The following is a 20,989-nucleotide window of genomic DNA, read 5'->3' on the forward strand; positions in this document are numbered from 1 at the left end:
CGCCGCCCAAGCCGCCGAACTCCAGAAGCTGCTCGGGCTCGCCGGCGACCCGACCCACGGAAACACCATCATCGCAGGCGATTTCAACGGCACCTTCGGCCCCGAGGACCCCAACGGCCAGCGCATCCGCGATTTCGGCAGCCAGGGCTTCGACCCGTACGCGGGACAGATCCACGACGGTCAGGGCGGCACCTCGGCCAGTCATCGTCCCATCGACCAGATCATCCCCCGCGGCGTCGGCACCTCCGACGCGCTGCGGTGGGAGCGCGGCCAGTCGGACCACGACGGGCAGCGGGTCGATGTGACGCTGCCCGCCTGGTGACTTCAGCGGTTCACGTTTACGTGGACGCGCGTGGTCGAACGGGTTTCCCCGTCGCCGGGGCCGCCCTTGCCGAGTTCGGTGACCGTGGGACTTTCGGTGGTCACCCCGTTTCCGGTGCGCACCACGACCGCATTGCCGAACTCGTTCTTCAAGCCGTAGTGCGACCCCTCGCCCTTGTCCGAGGCGGGCCCGAAGTGCACCTCCCACTTCTCGCCGGGCCCCGCCCGCTTGTCGAGTTCCTTCTGCAACTGGTCCGCGCCGTCCTTGAAGACCTCTTGCAGCGTCGCCACGTCGACCTTGCCGTCGATGAGCCGTTGCGCGAGATCACCCATATCCCCCTTCTGGTTGCCCTGTCGCTCGCTGTCCGGTTTCTTGTCCCACGGCCAGTGGACCTTGTTGCCGTCGCCGCCCTGCTGGATATTCCAGTTCAGCATCCGCAGCGTGCGTTTGGACCAGGTGCTCTCCCAGGTCTTCAACTGCGAGACCGCCGAGGTGAACAGGTCGGCCTGCGGCTTCAGCTGCTTGTCCACCCGATCGCGGATCTCGTCGTAGGCGGTGACCACGTCCTTGACCAACGCGGTGTACTTCGCGTCGGCCGGGCCGATCTCGACCGTGCCGCCCACGCCCGTCTCCCGCCAGGTGACCTTGCCGTTCAGCTTGGCCTTCTCGTTGTTGAGCAGGCCCTGGTTGTAGCGCAGCACATGGATGCAGGAGCTGATCGCCGTGGCCGCCTTCCCGGCGAGTTCGGCGGCCGCGTCGAGGTCGGCGACGATCTTGCGGCGGTGACCGTCGAACCGCGTGGCCGCCCCGCCCGCCCAATGATCGCCGCCGACAACACGATTGGCGGCGGCGTTGATCGTGTCGGCGGCCCAGGACAGCTTCTCCTGCTGCGCCTTCCACACGGACTCGAATTCGCCGAGCTTCCCCAGATCGGCGTCCAGATCAAAGACGGTGACTGTGCTCCCCATGCGACAAGATTCGATCCTCACCGGCCGCCCTGTCCTGGTAGTGATCCTGCTACCCGACCGTCCGGGGGACGCGAAATGCTGACCGCCCCCGGCAATTCCGAACTCGCGCGGCGCGCCGAACTCGCCCAATTCCTGCGCGCCCGCCGAGCCCGGCTGCAACCCGCCGACGTCGGGCTGACCGCGTTCGGCGATCCGGCCCGCCGCCGCGCACCGGGACTGCGCCGCGAAGAGGTCGCCGAACTGTCCGGCATCAGCCTCACCTGGTACACCTGGCTCGAACAGGGCCGCGACGTGATGGCCAGCCGTCAGGTCATCGACGCCTTGGCCCGAGCGCTGCGCCTGGACCCGGTGCAGCATCGGCACCTGCGCGGCCTCGCCGGACTGTCCGACCCCGAACCCGGCGACCGGCACGCCGATCCGGAACGACTGCGGCGCTTCGTGGATGCCGTGCTGCCATATCCGGCCGCGATCTATACAGCCAATTTCGACTACCTCGCGTGGAACACGGCCTACGCCCTCGTGCGCGGCGATCCGGGACGGCTGTCCCCGGACCGCCGCAACCTGCTGTGGACGCTGTTCGCCGTCGCCGAATCCCGGGCCCTGCCCGAATGGGAACACCTCGCGCGGGCCGCGCTCGGCCAGTTCCGCGCCGCGGTCGGACGCCACCCGGGCGACGCCCGCGCGATCGAACTCGTCGAGCGCCTGAGCGCGGTGAGCCCCGAGTTCCGGTGCTGGTGGCCGGAATACGAGATCCGCGAATTCGATGCCACCCTCGTGCGGATCGACCATCCCGAGGCGGGCCCGATGACCTTCGAACTGTTCCAGATGCGCCCGGTGGACGACCCGCGTTCGATCATGGTGCTGCACAGGCCGTTCACCCCGGCCGATCGGGCCCGGCTCGAAACGCTGCTTCGCCGGGGGGCCGGGTAACGCTCCCGCCCTCTCGTAGGGCAGGATGGACGCAGTATTTCGTCACCGTCCCGTGTCCTTCCCGACACCGGATGGTCTTTTCGCATGTGTGTAGCAGCCGCCGTAGAGAATGGAGACCGATGTCGGAACCACAACCGGCCCGTAAGGGCTATCGGCGAGTGCTGCTCAAACTGGGCGGCGAGATGTTCGGCGGCGGCCGGGTCGGACTCGACCCCGACGTGGTGCAGGCGGTCGCCGAGCAGATCGCCGAGGTGGTTTCGACCGGCGTGCAGGTGGCCGTGGTCATCGGGGGCGGCAACTTCTTCCGCGGCGCCGAACTCGAGGAACGCGGGATGGAACGCGCCCGTTCCGATTACATGGGCATGCTCGGCACCGTCATGAACAGCCTTGCGCTGCAAGACTTCCTGCAGCAGCAGGGCGTCGACACCCGAGTGCAGACGGCCATCACGATGGGGCAGGTCGCCGAACCGTATATCCCGTTGCGCGCCAAGCGACATCTGGAGAAGGGCCGCGTGGTGATCTTCGGCGCGGGCATGGGCATGCCTTATTTCTCCACCGACACCACCGCCGCGCAGCGCGCGCTCGAGATCGGCGCCGACGTCGTGCTCATGGCCAAGGCGGTGGACGGGGTGTACACCGCCGACCCGCGGGAGGACCCCAGCGCGGAGATGTTCTCCGAGATCACGCACAAGGAGGTCCTCGAACGCGGCCTCAAGGTCGCCGACGCCACCGCGTTCAGCCTGTGTATGGACAACCAGATGCCCATGCTGGTGTTCAATCTCTTGACGAAGGGCAATATCGCTCGAGCGGTCGCCGGTGAGAAGATCGGCACACTGGTTCGGTCCTGAACGGATCAACATGACGCTGTGGAGGAAACGGTCGTGATTGAAGAAGCGCTCTTCGACGCCGAGGAGAAGATGGAGAAGGCCGTCTCGGTGGCGAAGGACGACCTCGGCTCCATCCGTACCGGTCGCGCGAATCCGAGCATGTTCAACCGGATCGTCGTCGACTACTACGGCGCGCCCACCCCGATCACCCAGATGTCGAGCATCACCACGCCCGAACCGCGCATGCTCATCATCAAGCCCTACGAGCAGTCCCAGCTGCAACCGATCGAGACCGCGATCCGGAATTCGGATCTGGGCGTCAATCCCACCAACGACGGCAACATCATTCGCGTGCTGGTGCCGCAGCTGACCGAGGAACGCCGCCGCGAGCTGGTCAAGCAGGCCAAGGGCAAGGGCGAGGACGCCAAGATCGCCATTCGCAACGTGCGCCGCAAGGCCATGGACGAACTGGGCCGCATCCAGAAGGACGGCGAGGCGGGCGAGGACGAGGTCGGCCGCGCCGAAAAGGAATTGGACAAGACCACCGCCAAGTACGTCGGCCAGGTGGACGAGTTGGTCAAGCACAAGGAATCGGAACTGCTCGAGGTCTAGCCCGGGTCGGTGCGTGCCGACCCGCGGCGACCGCCCGCGGGGTACGAAATGGACGACAAGTGAGCGACGGGACAATCGTGGCCGAACAAACCGCGGCCGGTGATGCGATGCCGACCGGCGATGTGACCGGCGGGGCCGCCGACCAGGCACCGGCCCCGCAGGGACCGCCGAGCGGTAAGTCCTCGCGGGCGGGCCGCAACCTGCCCGCGGCGCTCGGCGTCGGATTCACGCTGGGCCTGTCGCTGATCGCGATCCTGCTGTTCGCGCCGAAGATCCTCATCGGCGTGGTCGCGGTCGCCATCGCCGTCGCCACCTGGGAGGTGGCCAAGCGACTGCGCGAGGCCGACGTGCTCGTGCCGCGCATCCCGTTGATCGCGGGCGGTCAGGCGATCATCTGGCTGTCCTGGCCCTACGGCACCGCGGGCGTGGTGGGTTCGTTCGCGGCGACCGCGCTGTTGTGCATGGCGTGGCGGCTGTTCGACCACGGGCTCGACGCGCATCCGCGAAACTTCTTGCGCGACACCGCGATCACCGTCTTCGTCTTGAGCTGGATTCCGCTGCTGGCCTCGTTCGCGACGATGCTGCTGCTCGAGGACAAGGGCAACCTGCGGGTGCTCACGTTCATGATTCTGGTGGTGTGCTCGGACGTGGGCGGTTACGTCGCGGGCGTGCTGTTCGGCAAGCATCCGATGGTTCCGGCGATCAGTCCGAAGAAGTCCTGGGAAGGTTTCGTCGGCTCCCTCGTCTTCTGCGTCATCGGCGGCCTGCTCACGGTGACGCTACTGCTGCAAGCGAATTCGATGATCGGCGTCCTGGTCGGCGTCGCCGTCGTCCTGGTGGCGACCTGCGGGGACCTCATCGAATCCCAGGTCAAGCGCGAACTCGGCATCAAGGACATGGGCACCCTGCTCCCCGGCCACGGCGGCATCATGGACCGCCTGGATTCGATGCTCCCGTCCGCCCTCGTCTCCTGGCTCGTCTTCACCGCCCTGCTCTGACCCGCGCCGCGCCGCCGACCTACCGCTTCGCGGCCCGCCGCAACTGGAGGATGCGACCGCCGCCGACCAACGCCATCACCAGGGCTCCCGCGATCACCGACAGCAGGATCGTCACACCCAGCGGCTGGGTGAAACTCCAGAAGAACATGTGCACCTGCTGCTGCTCGGAGTTCTGCAGGATGAAGATCAACAGCAGGATGCCGAGGATCGCGGCCGCGACGAGTGCCGTCCAGGTGTAGCCGGTGCGGGTGCGCAACGATCGTCGGCGGACCGGCGTGGTGCTCGTCGCGGGGTCGGGCGTGTGCGTCACCGGAGGCTGCGCGGGCTCGTCGGGATGCACGGGGGTTTGATTCGGGTTCGGAACTGCATCGCTGGTCATACCCTGGCCATTCCCGGCGGCTATCGGCGCTACACGTCCCCGGGCGGGGCAATCGGTGGCCGGTCCGCGCGCGGTCGCCGACGGATGGGACACTGGAGTGGTTATGACGACCTCCCTCCCGCTCGTGTTCGATGCTCCGCGCCGTGGCATGCCGCCGCGGCACCTCGCCGACCTCGACGCGGACGAGCGACGCGCGGTGGTCCAGGAACTGGGCCTGCCCAAGTTCCGCGCCGACCAGATCGCCCGGCAGTACTACGGCCGCCTGCAAGCGGATCCGGAGCGGATGACCGACCTGCCCGCGCCCGTGCGCGCGAAGGTCGCCGAGGCCCTGTTCCCGCCGCTGCTGACCGAGGTCCGGCACGTCGTCTGCGACGACGGCACCACCCGCAAGACGCTGTGGCGTGCGGGCGACGGCACGCTGCTCGAGAGCGTGCTCATGCGCTACCCGGACCGCAACACCCTCTGCATCTCCAGCCAGGCGGGCTGCGGCATGGCCTGCCCGTTCTGCGCCACCGGCCAGGGCGGCCTGAACCGCAACCTGTCCACCGCCGAGATCGTCGACCAGGTCCGCGCCGCCGCGGCCGCCCTGCGCGACGGCGAGGTCGCGGGCGGCCCCGGCCGCCTGTCCAACATCGTCTTCATGGGCATGGGCGAGCCCCTGGCGAACTACAAGCGGGTGGTCAACGCCGTGCGCCGGATCACCGCGCCCGCCCCCGACGGCCTCGGCATCTCCCAGCGCAATGTCGTCGTCTCCACGGTCGGCCTGGCCCCCGCGATCCGCAAACTCGCCGACGAGGGCCTATCGGTGACCCTCGCCGTCTCCCTGCACACCCCCGACGACGAACTCCGCGACACCCTCGTCCCCGTCAACAACCGCTGGTCCGTCGCCGAAGTCCTCGACGCCGCACGCTATTACGCCGACACCACCGGCCGCCGCGTCTCCATCGAATACGCCCTCATCCGCGACATCAACGACCACCCGTGGCGCGCCGACCTGCTCGGCAAGAAACTCCACCAGGCCCTCGGCCCCCGCGTCCACGTCAACCTCATCCCCCTCAACCCCACCCCCGGCAGCAAATGGGACGCCAGCCCCAAACCCGTTGAGCGCGAATTCGTTCGACGCGTCGAGGCCCAGGGCGTCCCCTGCACCGTCCGCGACACCCGCGGCCAGGAGATCGCCGCCGCGTGTGGACAACTCGCCGCCGAGGGGTAGCGATTGGTTCACCCGAGGTCGACCAGCCTCCAGCATTCGCCGTATCGCCCCTTGCTTCAGTAGATACTCGATGCCATGCGCTTTCCCCGCGTTGGTGGTCAATCGATGTTTCACGACCTTGGGAGGCAAACGTGAGGGCCGCACGGCACGGGCAGCCCTGGACTGAGGAAGAGGACGAACAGCTCCTACAGGAAGTCCGGCGGGGTGATACTAGTCGCGAGATCGAGGACCGGCATCAAAGGACCGAGCGGGCGATTACACTGCGTTTGGTAGCTTTGGCTGGCACGGTCCGTCCTGTTCCTCCAGATGAGAATCCATTCGAGTGGATCCGCTCCTGTCTGTTGAAAGAAGACCAGCTGCCGGATTGGCCGGTACGCCTGCGGCGAAGTTGCCGGCGTCCGGCACAATCTCCTTCGCAAACAGATGAGTCCAACCCGCGTCCCAGGTCGAAGGACTCGGGACCGGCCTCCCCGACGGCTCAGGCCAAACAGCGATGTGTTCAGGACGTATGGACGGAGATCGAGGCTGGAACGAGTTTCGCTGGCACCGATGCCGAGCTCCGGGTGCTCGCACAATTCGACCTCGCGACCTTGCGGTCGGCGGGAGTGCGTCTGATGGAGAGCTGCGGTCGTTTGACTGCATCGGATTGGATACTGGAATGCGATTGGCCTGAAGTCGAGAGCTTGCGCTTGTCTGCTGACGACCTTCGTGAAGCTACCGAGGACGTTCGTATCGCCTGCGTCGAGCTACTGAGTGCTGCGACATGTGTCATTCGGTCGGATCGGGATCGTGATGTGCTGTTGCGCCGCATCGGCTTGCGAGGTTCGTCAACGAAACTCGCCGATATTGGTGCCGATTACGGCGTGGGCCGCGAGCGAATCCGCCAACTTGTGACGCGTGCGATGTCGCGGCTCAACAGTGGGAAACCAAAGGAAGTCTTTCGGGCGTGGGACCACACGCGAGGTGTGCTGCGGACGGCACTTCAAACCCGAAGAGGCGCCCTGGATCCCGAACTCGTCCTGGCATTTGTCGAGGCTGCCTTGCCGCGGGCCGATATTGAATTGGCGACACGCCTGCTCGCGAACGCCTCCGGACACGGGCACGCCGCTGACATCCTATGTGATCAGGTCCTACGGCTGGCGCGCGAGCGGGAACAGCGGCAGCGTGAGATTGATCGGGCGAGAGCGAAGGAAGTTCGTCGAAGGCAGGGATTTCGCGAACTGGTCGATAAGGTTGATTGGCCGCAGGGTTCGTCCAACGCCGACCAAGTACGGTGCGTTCCGCTGCGCGTGCCCAGGGAACCGGATCATCGCAGCATCGGTGGTAGATGGAGATCGCCGTTGCTGAATAGGTTTGTCGGGTATGACTCGCTGGTTGAGCTGGACTTTATTCGAAGCCTGGAGGAGTCCGATCTTGTTGAGGACTACTGTGAGCAACCGCTCGAGATCGAGTACGACCTCGATGGGCGAAAGCGTCGATACTTTCCAGATTTCATCGTGACGCTCCGCGATGGCCGCCGTTTTCTCGTGGAGGTCAAAGCAGCGCTGAGTGACTTCGCTATGTACCAGAACGTCGTGAAACTCGAGGCGGCTCGGCGATACTGTCACGCCAGGGGCTGGGGGCTGCTCGGTACGGAGGGACGACACGCCATCGGTGATCTTCAGAGTCGGCCGGTTGACGCGTCTGTCGAATCCGCATTGCGTGACTGGTTGGGGTCTCGGGTGGTCGGATGGCCGCGTTGTCGAGAATTCATGCGGGAGCAGGGCATTGGTTGGGTGGACGTCGCAGCGGTAATTCTCCGCAAGGGATGGCACTGGCGTACCCAGCCGTTCCAACTGTCGGTGCAGGCCTTTTCGCCTCCGTGACATCAGCGCGCGTGGTATCTCGATCTCACCGTGATCAGGGCCGGACATGAACCGCATCAGGTCGGTCGAGGTCGTCGGCAGCTGATCGTCGTGACCGGTTCCAATTCTTCGAAGGCGTAACTTCCTCGCTGAGACGGGGGAAGGGCTGGGCATGCCGCGGCGCTCGAATATGGCTGTCGTCTCCGAATCGTGCTCCGCCGTCATCGCCGCAGGTCGCTCGAAGGCCGCCATGCCTCGATGAGATCCGCCGGGGTGAACACGGCGTCGAGGTGCTGAGTTGTGACTCCGGATCGGGTAACGGCGATCAGGGGGACGGGTTGGTCGATGACGCGGTGGCGATGGCGCTGGAGCGCGGTCAGGTCATGGACGTCGAAAGGTGAGTTTTCCAGCCACTTGATAGACCCCAGGAAGGCGAGTTCGTGCGCGACGGGTTCGCGGTCGGCGCCGACGATGTCGATTTCCACGTCGTTGCTGCGAGTCCAGTAACCGCCGACGGCAGGACATGCCGGGATGCCGTGCGCGGGGAGCAGACGTGCGAGTGATTCGCGGACGAGTGGCTCGATGGCGCGGCCTCGCCAGCTCGTCCATCCCCGGCGGACTCGTTCGAGCGTGAGGTCGGGGCGCATGCGGTCCAACTCGGCGAGATGGGGACCGAGGAAGGTGAGCCAGAAGCGCAGATAGGGGTCGGTGATCCGGTAGCGGCGTTCCTTCGACGGTATGAGGCTGATCGGCAACTCCGCCGCGACGACACCCTTGCTGGTCAACAGTTCCGTAGCTCGTGTAAGTGTCGAGTGCGCGATGCCGCCGGCCGCTCTGGCGATGTTCGTGAAGGTGCGTTCTCCGCTGCCGATGGCCGCCAATACTTGTCGAGCTTGGGTTTGGTCCGGAAATTCGGCGGCGAGCGACAACTGTGCCGACACGACCAGAGGGCTCACTGGGTCTGCCAGCTCCCGGGCGAGGAATGCCCAGACATCCTCGCCCGTCCGCCAGCGTGCCGCGATGATGGGCAACCCCCCGGTCACCAGCGCTGCGTCGAAGGCGCTTGCCGGTTGCAGGCCGGTCATCGTTGCCACATCGGCCGGGTTCAACGGCCCCAGGCGCATTTCGGTGCCGCGTTGATGGAACGGCCGCCCGTATGAGGTGAACGCTTGCATCATGGCGAGATCGGAGCCGATGAGGATCAGCAGTACTGGTTTGCGTGAGAGTTCGCGATCCCAGGCCCGCTGCAAGATGCTTTCGAACGCGCCCGCTGGATCCATCAGATACGGCAACTCGTCGAGCACCACGACAGTCGGTTTGTCGTCCGGCAGAATCCCCGCGAGCTGGCGCAGCGCGGCTGTCCAGTTGGCGGGTAGCGCCTCGGCGAAGATGTCGGCATCGGGTAGCGACGAACTGCGTACGGCGTCGACGAACTCGGTGAGCGGGTCGGTGCCGAAGCCGATCTCGTTGGTATGAAAGACATTCGGTACGTGGTTCCTGTCCACGAACTCCTCGACCAATGCGGACTTGCCGATCCTGCGTCGTCCACGCAGGATCAGGCAACGTCCCGGTCTTGCCGTTCCGATCTCTGCTCGAACCCCGGCCAGTGCGGCCGCAAGTGCGTCCAGCTCACGTTGCCGCCCGATGAAGTTGACCAAGCCACACCTCCATGTCGAATACTATCGACACGGATACTATCTTGCTCGATAGTATTCTGAGTCAAATGGGACGCCAGCCCCAAACCCGTTGAGCGCGAATTCGTTCGCCGCGTCGAGGCCCAAGGCGTCCCCTACACCGTCCGCGACACCCGCGGCCGGGAGATCGCCGCCGCGTGTGGGCAACTCGCCGCGGAGGGGTAGTCGCGGGGGAGTGACCGCCGCTACACGATGTCGTATAACCGCAATGCTCGAGCTACTGTGGACGTCGGGCGCCGATCATGGTCGCCCGGCGTCGTAGATTGCGTGTGGCACTGCTTTTCCTGCGGCGATCGATTTTGCCCATCGGCAATCTCGCCATTTGCGTGCCCGGCGCGGATACTGTTCCGCTGCGTGTGACCGGGGCACCCTTGCCCGAAAGACGTTGACAGTACTGTGAATTCAGAGACCTCCTTCGCCGCGCTCGGCGTGCGCGACCCCTTGGTGCGCGCCCTCGAGCGGGCGGGCATCACCTCTCCGTTCCCGATTCAAACCGATACGCTGCCCGACAGCCTCGCCGGTCGCGATGTCCTGGGCCGCGGCCGCACCGGCAGCGGCAAGACGTTGGCCTTCGCCATTCCGACCGTCGCGCGGCTGGCCGGGGGACACCGCAGCCTCGAGGGGCCGCGCGGGCTGATCCTCGCTCCCACCCGCGAGCTCGCGACCCAGATCGCGACCGCGCTCGAACCCTTGGTCCTCCCGTACTCGATGCGGGTGACCACCATCTTCGGCGGCGTCTCCCAGCAGCGGCAGGAACGCGCGCTGCGCCAAGGAGTCGATATCGTCGTGGCCTGCCCGGGCCGCCTCGAGGATCTGATGCGGCAGCGCCTGATCTCGCTCGACGCGGTGCGCATCACCGTGATCGATGAGGCCGACCACATGGCCGACCTGGGCTTCCTGCCCGGCGTCACCCGCATCCTCGCCGCCACCCCGGCCGACGGGCAGCGGCTGCTGTTCTCGGCCACGCTGGACAACGGCGTCGACAAGCTCGTGAAGCGGTTCCTGCCCGACGCGGTCCGGCATTCGGTCGATTCGGCCGCCTCGCCGGTGACGTCGATGACCCATCACGTCTTCGAGGTCGCCAACCCCGAGGCCAAGAAGGATCTGGTGCACACCCTCGCCTCCGGCACCGGTCGCCGAATCCTGTTCATGCGCACCAAACATCACGCGCGCCGCCTGGCCAAGACGCTGACCGCCGCCGGAATCCCCGCGGTCGATCTGCACGGCAACCTCGCCCAGGGCGCTCGCGACCGCAATCTGGAGACCTTCGCCTCCGGCCGCGCCAAGGTCCTCGTCGCCACCGATGTCGCCGCGCGCGGCGTCCACGTCGACGGCGTCGAACTCGTCGTGCACGTCGACCCGCCCGCCGAACACAAGGCGTACCTGCATCGTTCGGGCCGCACCGCCCGCGCGGGCAGCGCCGGCGACGTGGTCACCATCGTGCTCCCCGACCAGCGCAAGGACCTGGCCACCCTGCTTCGGAAGGCCACCATCACCGCCCGCCCGCAACAGGTCACCTCCGCCTCCCCGGAGGTCCTGGCCCTGGTCGGCGAGGTCGCCGCCGCGGTCGCCCCGACCCCGCCCGCGCCGAAACCGGTGCGCGCCAACGGTTCCGCGAACTCCGGCGGCTCGGCCTCACGCGGATCCGGCGCCCCCCGCCGCCCCCGCGCCAAGAACACCCGCAACCCGCACGGCGCCCGCACGGAAACCGCACGCAACTCGTACGCCGAGGGCCGCTCGCAGGGCACTCGCACGGAAACCGCACGGAACTCTCACGCGCAGGGCGCTCGTACGGACGCCGCACGGAACTCCTACGCCGAGGGCCGCTCGCACGGAACTCGTACGGAACCCGCACGGAACTCCCACGCCGACGGCCGTCGCACCGAACCCGCACGGAACTCGTACACCAAGCGCACCGAGACCCCCGCGCGCGGAGGCAATCAGCGCGCGACACAAGGACATTCGGCCGGAAACCGCACCGGCGCCGCCCGCAACGAACGCCGCCGCGCCACCCGTTCCTGGTGACCGAGTAATCGCCCCACGCCCGCCCGATCCGTGATCCGGCGGGCGTCGGCCTATCTCCGCCCCGCCAGCCAGCGCCAGCGGGGGAGTTCCGCCACCACGGCCGCGACCGCCAACACCACGACCACCACCGCCAGCCACACCGGCCAGACGAACCACACCGCCACCCCGGCCGCCACGAGTTGCAGCACCACGATCCCGATCGTCACCACTCCCGGCACCGCAATCAGCGTCCGCGCCTTGTCGCCCGGCGTGCCGAACACCGACGGCAGCCCGATCAACACCACCAGCGACAGCGCCGACAGCACGATCGATACCGAGGCGAGCGCCCAGGGCGTGGCGATCCACGCGATCAGTTCGGTCGAGAACCGCAGCACCGAGGCGACGCGGCTGTCCGGAGTTTCGCCGCCCGGACCGCGGGCAGTCTGTTTCACGATTCCGGCAGCGTACCGACCCCTCTTTCTTTCCGCGACGCGCGTGTTCCGATCCCGAATCACCGGTGAGAGGGACATCACAGTCATACCATCGACGCATGTCGGACCCGTGGAGCGGATCAATGATGATCGAGGGGCGGGTGGTGCCAGGCGCGTCGGGTGGTCCCCGGATCGAATTCCGAAGCGGCCCAGGCGAAGCCATCGCCGTCGCGGAACGCGCGGAGCCGGTCGCCTCGGGCCGCCGGTTCCCGTTCGCGTTGGGGCGCAACAAGTCTCGCGGCGAAGCCCATCTGCTGACCTACTCCGACGGCTATCGAGTGCGCATCGGCTCGAGCGGCGACGCGCAGACGGTCCTGGAGAGCGAGACGGGCACGCGGCTGGGCATCATCCTGGTAACCGACACGGCCACAGCCATTTCGATCACCGCTGGCACCCTGTTCCACTTTGTCCCGCACCCCGAGGAAGCCCGCACCCCCGACGTGTTCCGGCTGCTCGTCCTCGACGTGTTCGGCGTCGAGATGGGCCGCCTGAATCTCATCCGCACCCCCCAGGGCTGGGGTCGCCGCGACGACACCGCCGACACCCACCTGTGGTGGGACCGCAGCGGCGAACACCTGCCGCACCCGATCCTCGGCGCCCGCCTGGCCGTGGAGCGCCGCATCGACCGCGACGAACGCGACGCCCTCCTCGCCGCCTGCGTGGACATGGTCCTCGCCCTGCGGCCCTACATCACCGAGCTGAAACGCCTCGACGACTGAGCCCGTGCGGTACCTCTCGACCACCCATGTGTGCAATACCCTGACACGAATGACCGGATCAACTCCCGACGCGCTGCGCGTGGGTTACGTGCCGGGCGTGATCGTGTCCAAATGGGAAAGAGTCTGGGCCGAACGCTTTCCCGAGCGCCCCCTCGCCCTCGTCGCGGTCCCGCAAGCCGACCAGGAAACCGCGATCCACGAGTCCCGAGTGGACATGTGCTTCGTCCGCCTCCCGATCGACCGCGCGAAGACGCACGCCATCCCCCTCTATGAGGAGCGCCCGGTCGCCGTGATCCCCACCGACCACCCCATCTCGCTGTACGAGGAGATCACCCTCGCCGACCTCGCCGACGAACGCCTCCAGGACGCCACCGACCTCGACGCCCTCGCCGACACCGTGGCCCTGGTGGCGGCCGTCGGCGGCGCGGCGGTCATGCCGCAATCCCTGGCCCGCCTGCACCACCGCCGCGACCTCACCTACCGTCCCCTCACCGACGCCGAACCCACCGCGATCGCCCTCGCCTGGCTGATCGACAACCCGAACGAGGCGATCGAGGACTTCATCGGCGTCGTCCGCGGCCGCACGGCCCGCAGCTCCCGCACTCCACGCACGGAACCCGTTGCGCCCCAACGCAACAACAAACGACCGGAGGCCGCTCGCAAGAAGCAGCCCGCCGGTCGTCCGAGAACCGCGAAGCGTCGCGGTCGCTGATCGAGCCCTACCGCGGCTTGTTCCGCAGCACCCGATCCCGGATCAGCACACCCGCCAGCAATGCCGCGAACAAGATCAGGAAGATGTACCCGATGTTCCCGGTGCCCGACGAGGATCCCTGCGGCCCCTCGAACAGCATGGCGAGCAGGATGACCACCACGACCCATCCGGCGATGCGGAAGGCGCGCGGCGACTCACCGCTCCAACCCCACGCGGCGGACGGAACCTCGGCGGGGTCGACCTTGGTGACGACACCGGCACTCGTCTTCTCCAGTTCCGTGGCGGCCACGTTCGCTCCCATCGGCTCGTTCGGATAGCGCTTTCGCCAATATCGTGGCATACGACCGGTCGTCGTAGCCAGCGGGGTGAGGGGGTGTCGGCCGGGCGGGTCCGCGACAATGTGAGGGTGTCCGACATCGTGAGAGTCCTGCTGCTGGGCAGCACCGGTTCCATTGGCACGCAAGCCCTGGAGGTGATCGCCGCCGACCCGGACCGCTTCCAGGTGGTGGGACTCGCCGCGCGCGGCGGCAATACGGACCTGCTGGCCGAGCAGATCCGGGCCACCGGCACCACGAACGTCGCCGTCGCCGACCCGGCCGCCGCCGCGAAACTCGGTGTGTCCCTTGCCGGTCCGGACGCGGCCACCGAACTGGTCCGCCGCACCGACGCCGATGTCGTGCTCAACGCGCTGGTCGGCTCGCTCGGCCTCGGACCCACGCTGGCCACCCTCGAATCGGGCCGTCGCCTCGCCCTCGCCAACAAGGAGTCGCTCGTGGCGGGCGGTTCCCTGGTGACCCGCGCGGCCGCGCCCGGCCAGATCGTGCCCGTCGACTCCGAACACTCCGCGATGGCCCAATGCCTGCGCGGCGGCCGCGAATCCGAGGTGGCCCGCCTGGTGCTGACGGCCTCGGGCGGCCCGTTCCGCGGCTGGACCGCCCCGATGCTGGAATCGGTGAGCCCCGCCGAGGCCAAGGCGCACCCCACCTGGTCCATGGGCCAGATGAACACGCTGAACTCCGCCACCCTGGTGAACAAGGGCCTGGAACTCATCGAGGCGCACATGCTGTTCGGCATCGCCTACGACGACATCGACGTCACCGTGCATCCCCAGTCGATCGTGCACTCGATGGTCACCTTCACCGACGGCTCCACCATCGCCCAGGCCAGCCCGCCCGATATGAAACTGCCCATCGCCCTGGCCCTCGGCTGGCCCGACCGCGTCCCCGGCGTGCTCGCGCCCCTCGACTTCACGCAGGCGTTCACCTGGGAATTCGCCCCGGTCGACAACGAGGTCTTCCCCGCGGTCGAACTGGCCCGCGAGGCCGGGAAGGCGGGCGGCTGCGTGACCGCGGTCTACAACGCCGCCAACGAGATCGCGGTCGAGGCGTTTCTCGCGGGACGGCTCCGATTCCCCGATATCGTGCGCACGGTCGCGCGTGTGGTCGAGTCGGCCGACCGTTGGCGCGCGGAACCCGCTACCTTGGACGAGGTGCTCGCGGCCGACGCGTGGGCGCGGGAACGTGCGCGCACGCACGTGGGCAACTGACGCAGGAGGGTTCGGAACCGCATGGGCTTCGCGATCGGATTCGTGCTGTTCGCGCTCGGCATCACCATCTCGGTAGCGCTGCACGAGTGCGGGCACATGTGGACCGCGCAGGCCACCGGGATGAAGGTGCGGCGTTACTTCATCGGCTTCGGGCCGAAGGTGTTCTCCTTCCACCGCGGCGAGACCGAATACGGCCTGAAGGCGTTGCCGCTGGGCGGTTTCTGCGATATCGCGGGCATGACCGCGCTCGACGAGATCGACGAGCGCGATCTGGACCGGGCCATGTACCGGCAGGCCACCTGGAAGCGGCTGGTCGTCATGTTCGGCGGCATCTTCATGAACTTCCTGCTCGGCTTCCTGCTGATCGTGGTGTTGGCCATCGGGTGGGGCCTGCCGCGCATCAACGACACCCCGCCCGACACGATGATCGACACGCCGTCCTGTGTGGCGAACGAGAAGCCGAAGGCCGAGGGCTACGAGCCGTGCACGGGCAGCGGTCCGGCCGGGGCGGCGGGCCTGAAGCGCGGCGACCTCGTGACCGCCATCGACGGTAAGCCGATCCACACCTGGGAAGAGTTCCGCACCAACACCGAGAGCAAGACGGGCCCGATCGTCTACACCGTGCGGCGCGACGGCTCGACCCTCGACGTCACCGTCGTCCCGCAGCAGGCGATCACCTACGTCGATCCGGTCACCAAGAAGGCCACCGACACTCCGCGCACGGTCTCCCGGGTCGGCGTCGGCAAGATGCTCATGTACGACCCGGTGAAGTACGGCGTGCTGGCGGCGATCCCGGCCTCGGCCGCGTTCACCGGGACGATGTTCGTCAACGTGGCCGAATCGCTGGCGCACATGCCCGCGAAGGTGGTCAGCCTGTGGCACGCGGTCACCGGCGGGCAGCGCGACGCCGACACCCCGATCAGCGTGTACGGGGCGAGCCGGATCGGCGGCGAGACCGTGGAGCACGGGCTGTGGAACGCCTTCGTCCTGACCCTCGCGAGCCTGAACTTCTTCCTCGGCGCGTTCAACCTGTTGCCGCTGCTGCCGTTGGACGGCGGCCATATCGCGGTCGTCGTCTACGAGAAGCTGCGCAACATGATCCGCGGCCGCCGCGGTCTGCCGCCCGGCGCGCCCGTCGACTACCTCAAGCTCCTGCCCGCGACCTACGCGGTCGTGGTGATCGGCGGCGCCTTCACCGTGCTGACCCTGGTGGCCGATGTGGTGAATCCGATCAAGCTGTTCCCGTGACCTAGCCGTTGGGCCGAATCACCGCCCGCCCGTTGATCTTTCCGCTGTGCAGTAGTTCGTAGGCGTGCGGCGCGTCCTCGAGGGCGAACGTCTCGACGTGCACGTCGATCGCCCCGGCCCGCGCGAGATCGAGGACCTCGCGGAGTTCGCCGCGGCTGCCCCAGTAGGGCGCGGTGACGTTCACCTCGAACGGCAGCGCCCCGAACCCCACGGGCACGGTGCCGCCGCCGATTCCGACGATGGTGATGTCGCCCTCCATCGCGACGCAGCCCGCTGCCGTCGCGGTCGTCGGCGCGGCGCCCACGAAATCGAACACCGCGGTCGCGCCCCGCCCCTCGGTGAGCTCCTTCACCCGCCCCGCGGCCTTGTCGTCGGAGCGGACGGTCTCGTGCGCGCCCACGGTTCGCGCGAGCTCGAGCTTGTCCTCGCTGACGTCCAGGGCGATCACCCGCGCCGGACACAGCGCCCGCAACAGCTGAATCGCCACATGCCCCAGCCCGCCCGTCCCGATCACCACGGCCGTGGACCCCGGCACCAACTTCGGCAACGACTTCTTGATCGCGTGATACGGCGTCAACCCCGCATCGGTCAACGGCACCGTCCGCACCGGATCCAGCCCGTCGAGCGATTCCAGATGCCGCACATCATCCACGATCATGTACTCCGCAATGGCCCCCGGCGCCCCCAATCCCGGCGGAAAGATCCCCAACTCCCCGGCCCGCACACAGTAGTTCTCCCGCCCACCCTCACAAGGCCAACACGTCCCACACCCCCACGGCCCATACACCGCCACCGAATCCCCCACCTCGAACCCGGCCACCCCGTCCCCCAACGCCGCAATCGTCCCCGCCCCCTCATGCCCCAACGTCAACGGCAACGGATACGGAAACTGCTCCGCGGGCCACGACATCACCGCGATATCCGAATGACAAACCCCCGCCGCCGAAACCTCCAACAAAACCTGCCCCGGCCCCGGCTCCGGATCCGCCACGCTCACCACTTCCGGCGCGGCCCCGATACTCCGATACTGCACAGCCTTCATCGCGATACCTCCGTGGTCGAGTCCGAAAAGAACACCCAACGGAAAATCGGATACAGCTCGACCCACCTTACCGAAGACCCTGGGGCCGCGTTCAGCCGCTCACAACACCCCAGGCAACCCGAACCTCTCGAACAACCGCGGCTCCACGAACACCGTGATCCGCTCGATCCGCGAATCCGCAACCGTCAGAACGTGAATCGAATGCGCCCGATACACGCTCTCCCCGTCGTCGCGCCGGTAATAGGCCACGGCCGGTTGAGTATTGGCCGAGGTGCGGATACTGCGCCAGGCGAGCGGGGCCTTGGATTCGAAGAATTCGAGGACATGCGGGCGGCCCGCGAACCAGAGCAGGGCCGGAGGCATTTCCAGGATGACGTCGTCGCGGAGCAGTTCGGCCAGGCCGCGCATATCCGCTTGGGCGAAGGTGTGGGTATAACGGTCGACGACCGCGCGTTCTTCGGGACTCACCGTCTCCGACATCCGGTCGAGCATCGGGGCCGCCTTGTCGAGTTGAGCGTGGGCGCGTTGCAGGGCGCTGTTGACCGCGGCGGGGGAGGTGTCGAGCAGATCGGCGACCTCGGCGGCGGACCAGGACAGCACGTCGCGCAGGATCAGCACGGCCCGTTGCCGCGCGGGTAGGTGCTGGAGGGCGGCGATGAACGCGAGCCGCACACCGGAGCGGGCCGCCACGACCGTCGCCGGATCGCCCGAATTGCCCAGCAGCGCATCGGGAATCGGCTCGATCCACGGAATCTCCGGATGCGTCTCCGGCCGCGTCACCACCACCTCGCTCGGCCCGCCGAGGTCCACCGGCAACGCCCGTTTCCCGCGCTGCTCGAGCGCGGTCAGACAGACATTGGTGGCGATCCGATACAGCCAGGTCCGCACCGAGGCCCGCGTCCCGTCGAACCGATCGGCGGCCCGCCACGCCCGCACCATCGTCTCCTGCACCAGATCCTCCGCGTCGTGAATCGACCCGAGCATCCGATAACAATGCGCCAGCAGCTCCGGCCGATGCGTCTCGATCCGCTCCGCGAAGTCCTCGCCGACACCCATGACCGCCGAATCTACCGGTCCCTCCGCCCGAATCACGCCGTCCTCCGCTCGAATTCGACGCCCGACGTTTCCGGCCCCGCGAGGGCTACCGCCTCAGCCCGGACGCGCTCCGAACCGGATGCCGAATCACCCCCGGGCACCCCACTCGGAATCCACATCCCGATCGCCGCCCCCACCAACGCCAGCCCCGCCCCGCACCCGATCGCCCCCACGAACCCGTCGGTGAACACCCGAGCCGACTCGAATCCCCCGACCGCCGCGAAAACCGCTGCGGGAACGGCGATCCCGAACGCCCCACCCAACTGCCGCAACGCGTTGTAGGTCCCCGAAGCCGCTCCCACCGCGGCCATCGGCACCGCCCGCAACACCGCGCTCTGCGCCGCCGGAATCGCCATCGACACCCCCACCCCGGAGATCACGAACGGCACGACCAACGCCGCGTACGGCAGATCCGGCCGCGCGATCAGCGCGATCCACCCGTACCCGATCGCCTGCATCACCAACCCGGCCACCACCAACGGCCGCTCCCCGAACCGATTCACCTGCCGCCCCGCGATCGGCGCGACCACGAACAACGTCACCGTCCACGGCGCCAGCAGCAAACCCGTACCCAACGGCCCGTGCCCGGCCACGACCTGCAAGAACTGCGCGAAGAAGAACGCCCCACAGAACAGCGACGCCGCCAACAGGAACCCGGCCGCGTTCCCCGCCGAGAACGCCCGAGACCCGAAGAACCGCATCGGAATCAGCGGCGCCGCGGTCCGCGACTCCCACCGCACGAACCCGATCAACGCCGCCACCCCCACGACGACCACCCCGACCACCTCGGCGCTGCCCCACCCCGCGTCGTTCCCGCGCACCAGCGCCCACACCACCCCGAACGCCGCCACGCTCACCAACCCGATCCCCACATAGTCCAAACCCCGTGCCTGCCCGAAACTCTCGTCCAACCGAGTCCGGACCAACGGAATCAGCACCGCCCCGATCGGCACGTTCAACCAGAAGATCCACTCCCACGTCAGCCCCTGCACCACGGCCCCGCCCACAAGCGGCCCGCCGAGCGTCGCCAAACCCGTTGTGGCCGCGAAGATCCCGAGCGCCCGCGTCCGCTGCTCCGGCGCGAACGCCGCCGACAGCAACGCCAGCGCCACCGGCATCACCGCCGCCGCCCCGGCCCCTTGCACCGCGCGCGCGGCGATCAGCCACCCCAGACTCGGCGCCAGCGCACAGCCCGCGGACGCCACCGCGAACAACGCCAGCCCGCCGACCAGCACCCGCCTGCGCCCGTAGCGGTCACCGAGCGCCGCCCCCGCCATCAGCAACACCGCGAAACTCACGGTGTAGGCGTTCACGGTCCATTCCAGTTCGCCGAGCGATGCGCCCAGATCCAGCTGGATCGCCCGCAGCGCGGTGGTGACCACCAGCGCGTCGAGCACGATCATCAATCCGGCGACCGAGGTCAAGGCCAGCACCCAGCGCTGGCCCGTGGTCGTGTTCATATCCGAATCCCTCCTCCGAAAGGTGTCGCGAGTACCTACTCGCGGCACCGCGCGAATTCATCGGAGCGGACCGGATTTCCCGCTAGCGGTCGTTCGGCGGCAGCACGGGCGGGGTGAAGAACTCCTCGAGCGGGGTCGGGCCGGTGTAGCGGCGACAGCCGCAGGTCACCCATTCGCGCAGGCCGACGGCGTTCTTGCGGACGATCTCGGCGTGGCAGACGCCCTCGTTCCGGTCGTGCAGGGCGAGGTCGTGACCGCATCCGCAGAGGGCCGGTTCCGGACGGCCGTGGCGGGCCGGGCGGCGGCCGAAACGGCCTGCGGCCCAACCCACTCCGACGAGACCGGCGCCGACGAGAAGGCTGATCGGATCGAACATGCAACCAGTATATGTATACGTATAGCCTATCCGGCGGCCTTCGCCACGAGCTCCGCGATGCGCTTCTCGTTCGCCGCGGTCATCCGCGTCAACGCGAAGGCCGTGGGCCACATGCTGTCCTCGTCCAACTCGGCGGGATCGCTGAATCCGAGGGTCGCGTAGCGCGTCTTGAATTTGGCCGCGGGCTGGAAGAAGCACACCACCTTGCCGTCGCGGGCGTAGGCGGGCTGTCCGTACCACAGCCGCGGCGCGAGCCCCGGCGCGTACTCCCTGACGATCGCGTGCACCCGCTCGGCCATCACCCGATCGGACTCCGACATCTCCGCGATCTTGGCGACCACCTCGGCCTCGGCGTCGGCCGCGCCCGCGGCCTTCTTCAATTCGCGGGCGTGTTCCTTCATCGCCGCGCGCTCCTCGGCGGTGAAGCCGTCGTAGCCCTTCGCGGTCCTGCTGCCCTGTCGCGTGGCGGTCATCGTCGGCTCCTCGGTGTCGTTCGATCGGTACGTCTC

At 67.8% G+C, this 20,989-nt stretch carries 22 protein-coding genes and 1 pseudogene; 13 read left to right on the plus strand and 10 right to left on the minus strand.

Features of this window, described 5'->3' with window-relative positions; genetic code table 11:
* A partial coding sequence (locus tag ACWDSJ_RS23240) for an endonuclease/exonuclease/phosphatase family protein (RefSeq protein ID WP_450034202.1) occupies positions 1–322 on the plus strand: 322 nt, incomplete at its 5' end.
* Between the two features lie 2 nt (positions 323–324).
* On the opposite strand, the gene ACWDSJ_RS23245 is transcribed toward ACWDSJ_RS23240, so the two are convergent.
* On the minus strand, positions 325–1,290 hold the full coding sequence (locus tag ACWDSJ_RS23245; protein ID WP_450034203.1) for a hypothetical protein: 966 nt from the start codon (positions 1,288–1,290) through the stop codon (positions 325–327).
* A 75-nt stretch (positions 1,291–1,365) separates the two neighbouring features.
* Between ACWDSJ_RS23245 and ACWDSJ_RS23250 the strand changes: the two genes are divergently transcribed.
* The 4 genes from ACWDSJ_RS23250 to ACWDSJ_RS23265 all read left to right on the plus strand — a co-directional run bounded on the left by ACWDSJ_RS23250 (position 1,366) and on the right by ACWDSJ_RS23265 (position 4,657).
* On the plus strand, positions 1,366–2,220 hold the full coding sequence (locus ACWDSJ_RS23250) for a helix-turn-helix transcriptional regulator (protein WP_450034204.1): 855 nt from the start codon (positions 1,366–1,368) through the stop codon (positions 2,218–2,220).
* Between the two features lie 119 nt (positions 2,221–2,339).
* The gene (gene pyrH, locus ACWDSJ_RS23255; RefSeq protein WP_387356020.1) at positions 2,340–3,068 is read left to right on the plus strand and encodes a UMP kinase; all 729 of its coding nucleotides are present in this window, start codon (positions 2,340–2,342) and stop codon (positions 3,066–3,068) included.
* A 33-nt stretch (positions 3,069–3,101) separates the two neighbouring features.
* Positions 3,102–3,659: a ribosome recycling factor gene (gene frr / locus ACWDSJ_RS23260; RefSeq protein ID WP_387356021.1), complete on the plus strand. Its 558-nt coding sequence runs from the start codon at positions 3,102–3,104 to the stop codon at positions 3,657–3,659.
* 107 nt (positions 3,660–3,766) lie between these two features.
* Positions 3,767–4,657, plus strand: a complete 891-nt coding sequence (locus tag ACWDSJ_RS23265; RefSeq protein ID WP_450034397.1) for a phosphatidate cytidylyltransferase — start codon at positions 3,767–3,769, stop codon at positions 4,655–4,657.
* A 19-nt stretch (positions 4,658–4,676) separates the two neighbouring features.
* Here ACWDSJ_RS23265 and ACWDSJ_RS23270 read toward each other — a convergent pair whose 3' ends face one another.
* Positions 4,677–5,036, minus strand: coding sequence for a LapA family protein (locus ACWDSJ_RS23270; RefSeq protein ID WP_450034205.1), 360 nt, complete (start codon positions 5,034–5,036; stop codon positions 4,677–4,679).
* A gap of 103 nt (positions 5,037–5,139) precedes the next feature.
* On the opposite strand from ACWDSJ_RS23270, the gene rlmN reads away from it, so the two are divergent.
* Together rlmN and ACWDSJ_RS23280 are read left to right on the plus strand one after the other, a co-directional pair.
* Positions 5,140–6,249 carry a 23S rRNA (adenine(2503)-C(2))-methyltransferase RlmN gene (rlmN, locus tag ACWDSJ_RS23275; protein ID WP_450034206.1) on the plus strand — a complete coding sequence of 370 codons (1,110 nt, stop codon included), beginning with the start codon at positions 5,140–5,142 and terminating at the stop codon, positions 6,247–6,249.
* Between the two features lie 563 nt (positions 6,250–6,812).
* The gene (locus ACWDSJ_RS23280) at positions 6,813–8,114 is read left to right on the plus strand and encodes a TnsA endonuclease N-terminal domain-containing protein (RefSeq protein WP_450034208.1); all 1,302 of its coding nucleotides are present in this window, start codon (positions 6,813–6,815) and stop codon (positions 8,112–8,114) included.
* A gap of 200 nt (positions 8,115–8,314) precedes the next feature.
* Here the strand turns inward: ACWDSJ_RS23280 and ACWDSJ_RS23285 are convergent, their stop codons facing one another.
* Positions 8,315–9,751 (minus strand): ATP-binding protein, encoded by a 1,437-nt coding sequence (locus tag ACWDSJ_RS23285; RefSeq protein ID WP_450034210.1) that lies wholly within the window; start codon positions 9,749–9,751, stop codon positions 8,315–8,317.
* A gap of 63 nt (positions 9,752–9,814) precedes the next feature.
* Between ACWDSJ_RS23285 and ACWDSJ_RS23290 the strand changes: the two are divergent.
* Positions 9,815–9,952, plus strand: a pseudogene (locus ACWDSJ_RS23290) (23S rRNA (adenine(2503)-C(2))-methyltransferase RlmN); the annotation flags it as partial.
* Positions 9,953–10,216: 264 nt separating this feature from the next.
* Positions 10,217–11,812: a DEAD/DEAH box helicase gene (locus ACWDSJ_RS23295; RefSeq protein WP_450034399.1), complete on the plus strand. Its 1,596-nt coding sequence runs from the start codon at positions 10,217–10,219 to the stop codon at positions 11,810–11,812.
* Between the two features lie 50 nt (positions 11,813–11,862).
* On the opposite strand, the gene ACWDSJ_RS23300 is transcribed toward ACWDSJ_RS23295, so the two are convergent.
* A complete protein-coding gene (locus ACWDSJ_RS23300) occupies positions 11,863–12,243 on the minus strand; it encodes a hypothetical protein (protein ID WP_450034212.1) in 381 nt (126 codons plus the stop codon).
* A gap of 98 nt (positions 12,244–12,341) precedes the next feature.
* Here ACWDSJ_RS23300 and ACWDSJ_RS23305 point away from each other — a divergent pair, with 98 nt between their 5' ends.
* Both ACWDSJ_RS23305 and ACWDSJ_RS23310 read left to right on the plus strand, forming a co-directional pair.
* Entirely contained in the window at positions 12,342–13,001 is a 660-nt protein-coding gene (locus ACWDSJ_RS23305) for a hypothetical protein (protein ID WP_450034214.1), read from the plus strand.
* 49 nt (positions 13,002–13,050) lie between these two features.
* The gene (locus tag ACWDSJ_RS23310; RefSeq protein WP_450034216.1) at positions 13,051–13,713 is read left to right on the plus strand and encodes a LysR substrate-binding domain-containing protein; all 663 of its coding nucleotides are present in this window, start codon (positions 13,051–13,053) and stop codon (positions 13,711–13,713) included.
* Positions 13,714–13,720: 7 nt separating this feature from the next.
* Here the strand turns inward: ACWDSJ_RS23310 and ACWDSJ_RS23315 are convergent, their stop codons facing one another.
* Positions 13,721–14,002, minus strand: a complete 282-nt coding sequence (locus ACWDSJ_RS23315; RefSeq protein WP_387356032.1) for a DUF2631 domain-containing protein — start codon at positions 14,000–14,002, stop codon at positions 13,721–13,723.
* A gap of 117 nt (positions 14,003–14,119) precedes the next feature.
* On the opposite strand from ACWDSJ_RS23315, the gene dxr reads away from it, so the two are divergent.
* Both dxr and ACWDSJ_RS23325 read left to right on the plus strand, forming a co-directional pair.
* A complete protein-coding gene (gene dxr / locus ACWDSJ_RS23320; RefSeq protein ID WP_450034217.1) occupies positions 14,120–15,259 on the plus strand; it encodes a 1-deoxy-D-xylulose-5-phosphate reductoisomerase in 1,140 nt (379 codons plus the stop codon).
* A 21-nt stretch (positions 15,260–15,280) separates the two neighbouring features.
* Positions 15,281–16,507 (plus strand): M50 family metallopeptidase, encoded by a 1,227-nt coding sequence (locus ACWDSJ_RS23325; RefSeq protein ID WP_387356036.1) that lies wholly within the window; start codon positions 15,281–15,283, stop codon positions 16,505–16,507.
* A gap of 1 nt (position 16,508) precedes the next feature.
* On the opposite strand, the gene ACWDSJ_RS23330 is transcribed toward ACWDSJ_RS23325, so the two are convergent.
* The 5 genes from ACWDSJ_RS23330 to ACWDSJ_RS23350 all read right to left on the minus strand — a co-directional run bounded on the left by ACWDSJ_RS23330 (position 16,509) and on the right by ACWDSJ_RS23350 (position 20,953).
* On the minus strand, positions 16,509–17,549 hold the full coding sequence (locus ACWDSJ_RS23330; RefSeq protein WP_450034219.1) for an NAD(P)-dependent alcohol dehydrogenase: 1,041 nt from the start codon (positions 17,547–17,549) through the stop codon (positions 16,509–16,511).
* 99 nt (positions 17,550–17,648) lie between these two features.
* Positions 17,649–18,605 carry a sigma-70 family RNA polymerase sigma factor gene (locus ACWDSJ_RS23335; protein ID WP_450034221.1) on the minus strand — a complete coding sequence of 319 codons (957 nt, stop codon included), beginning with the start codon at positions 18,603–18,605 and terminating at the stop codon, positions 17,649–17,651.
* Between the two features lie 32 nt (positions 18,606–18,637).
* Positions 18,638–20,104 (minus strand): DHA2 family efflux MFS transporter permease subunit, encoded by a 1,467-nt coding sequence (locus ACWDSJ_RS23340; protein ID WP_450034222.1) that lies wholly within the window; start codon positions 20,102–20,104, stop codon positions 18,638–18,640.
* 82 nt (positions 20,105–20,186) lie between these two features.
* Positions 20,187–20,480, minus strand: a complete 294-nt coding sequence (locus ACWDSJ_RS23345) for a hypothetical protein (protein ID WP_450034224.1) — start codon at positions 20,478–20,480, stop codon at positions 20,187–20,189.
* A 26-nt stretch (positions 20,481–20,506) separates the two neighbouring features.
* Complete coding sequence (locus tag ACWDSJ_RS23350) at positions 20,507–20,953, minus strand: iron chaperone (protein WP_450034225.1); 447 nt, start codon at positions 20,951–20,953, stop codon at positions 20,507–20,509.
* Positions 20,954–20,989: the final 36 nt, after the last annotated feature.

Source organism: Nocardia sp. NPDC003482 (assembly GCF_053588115.1).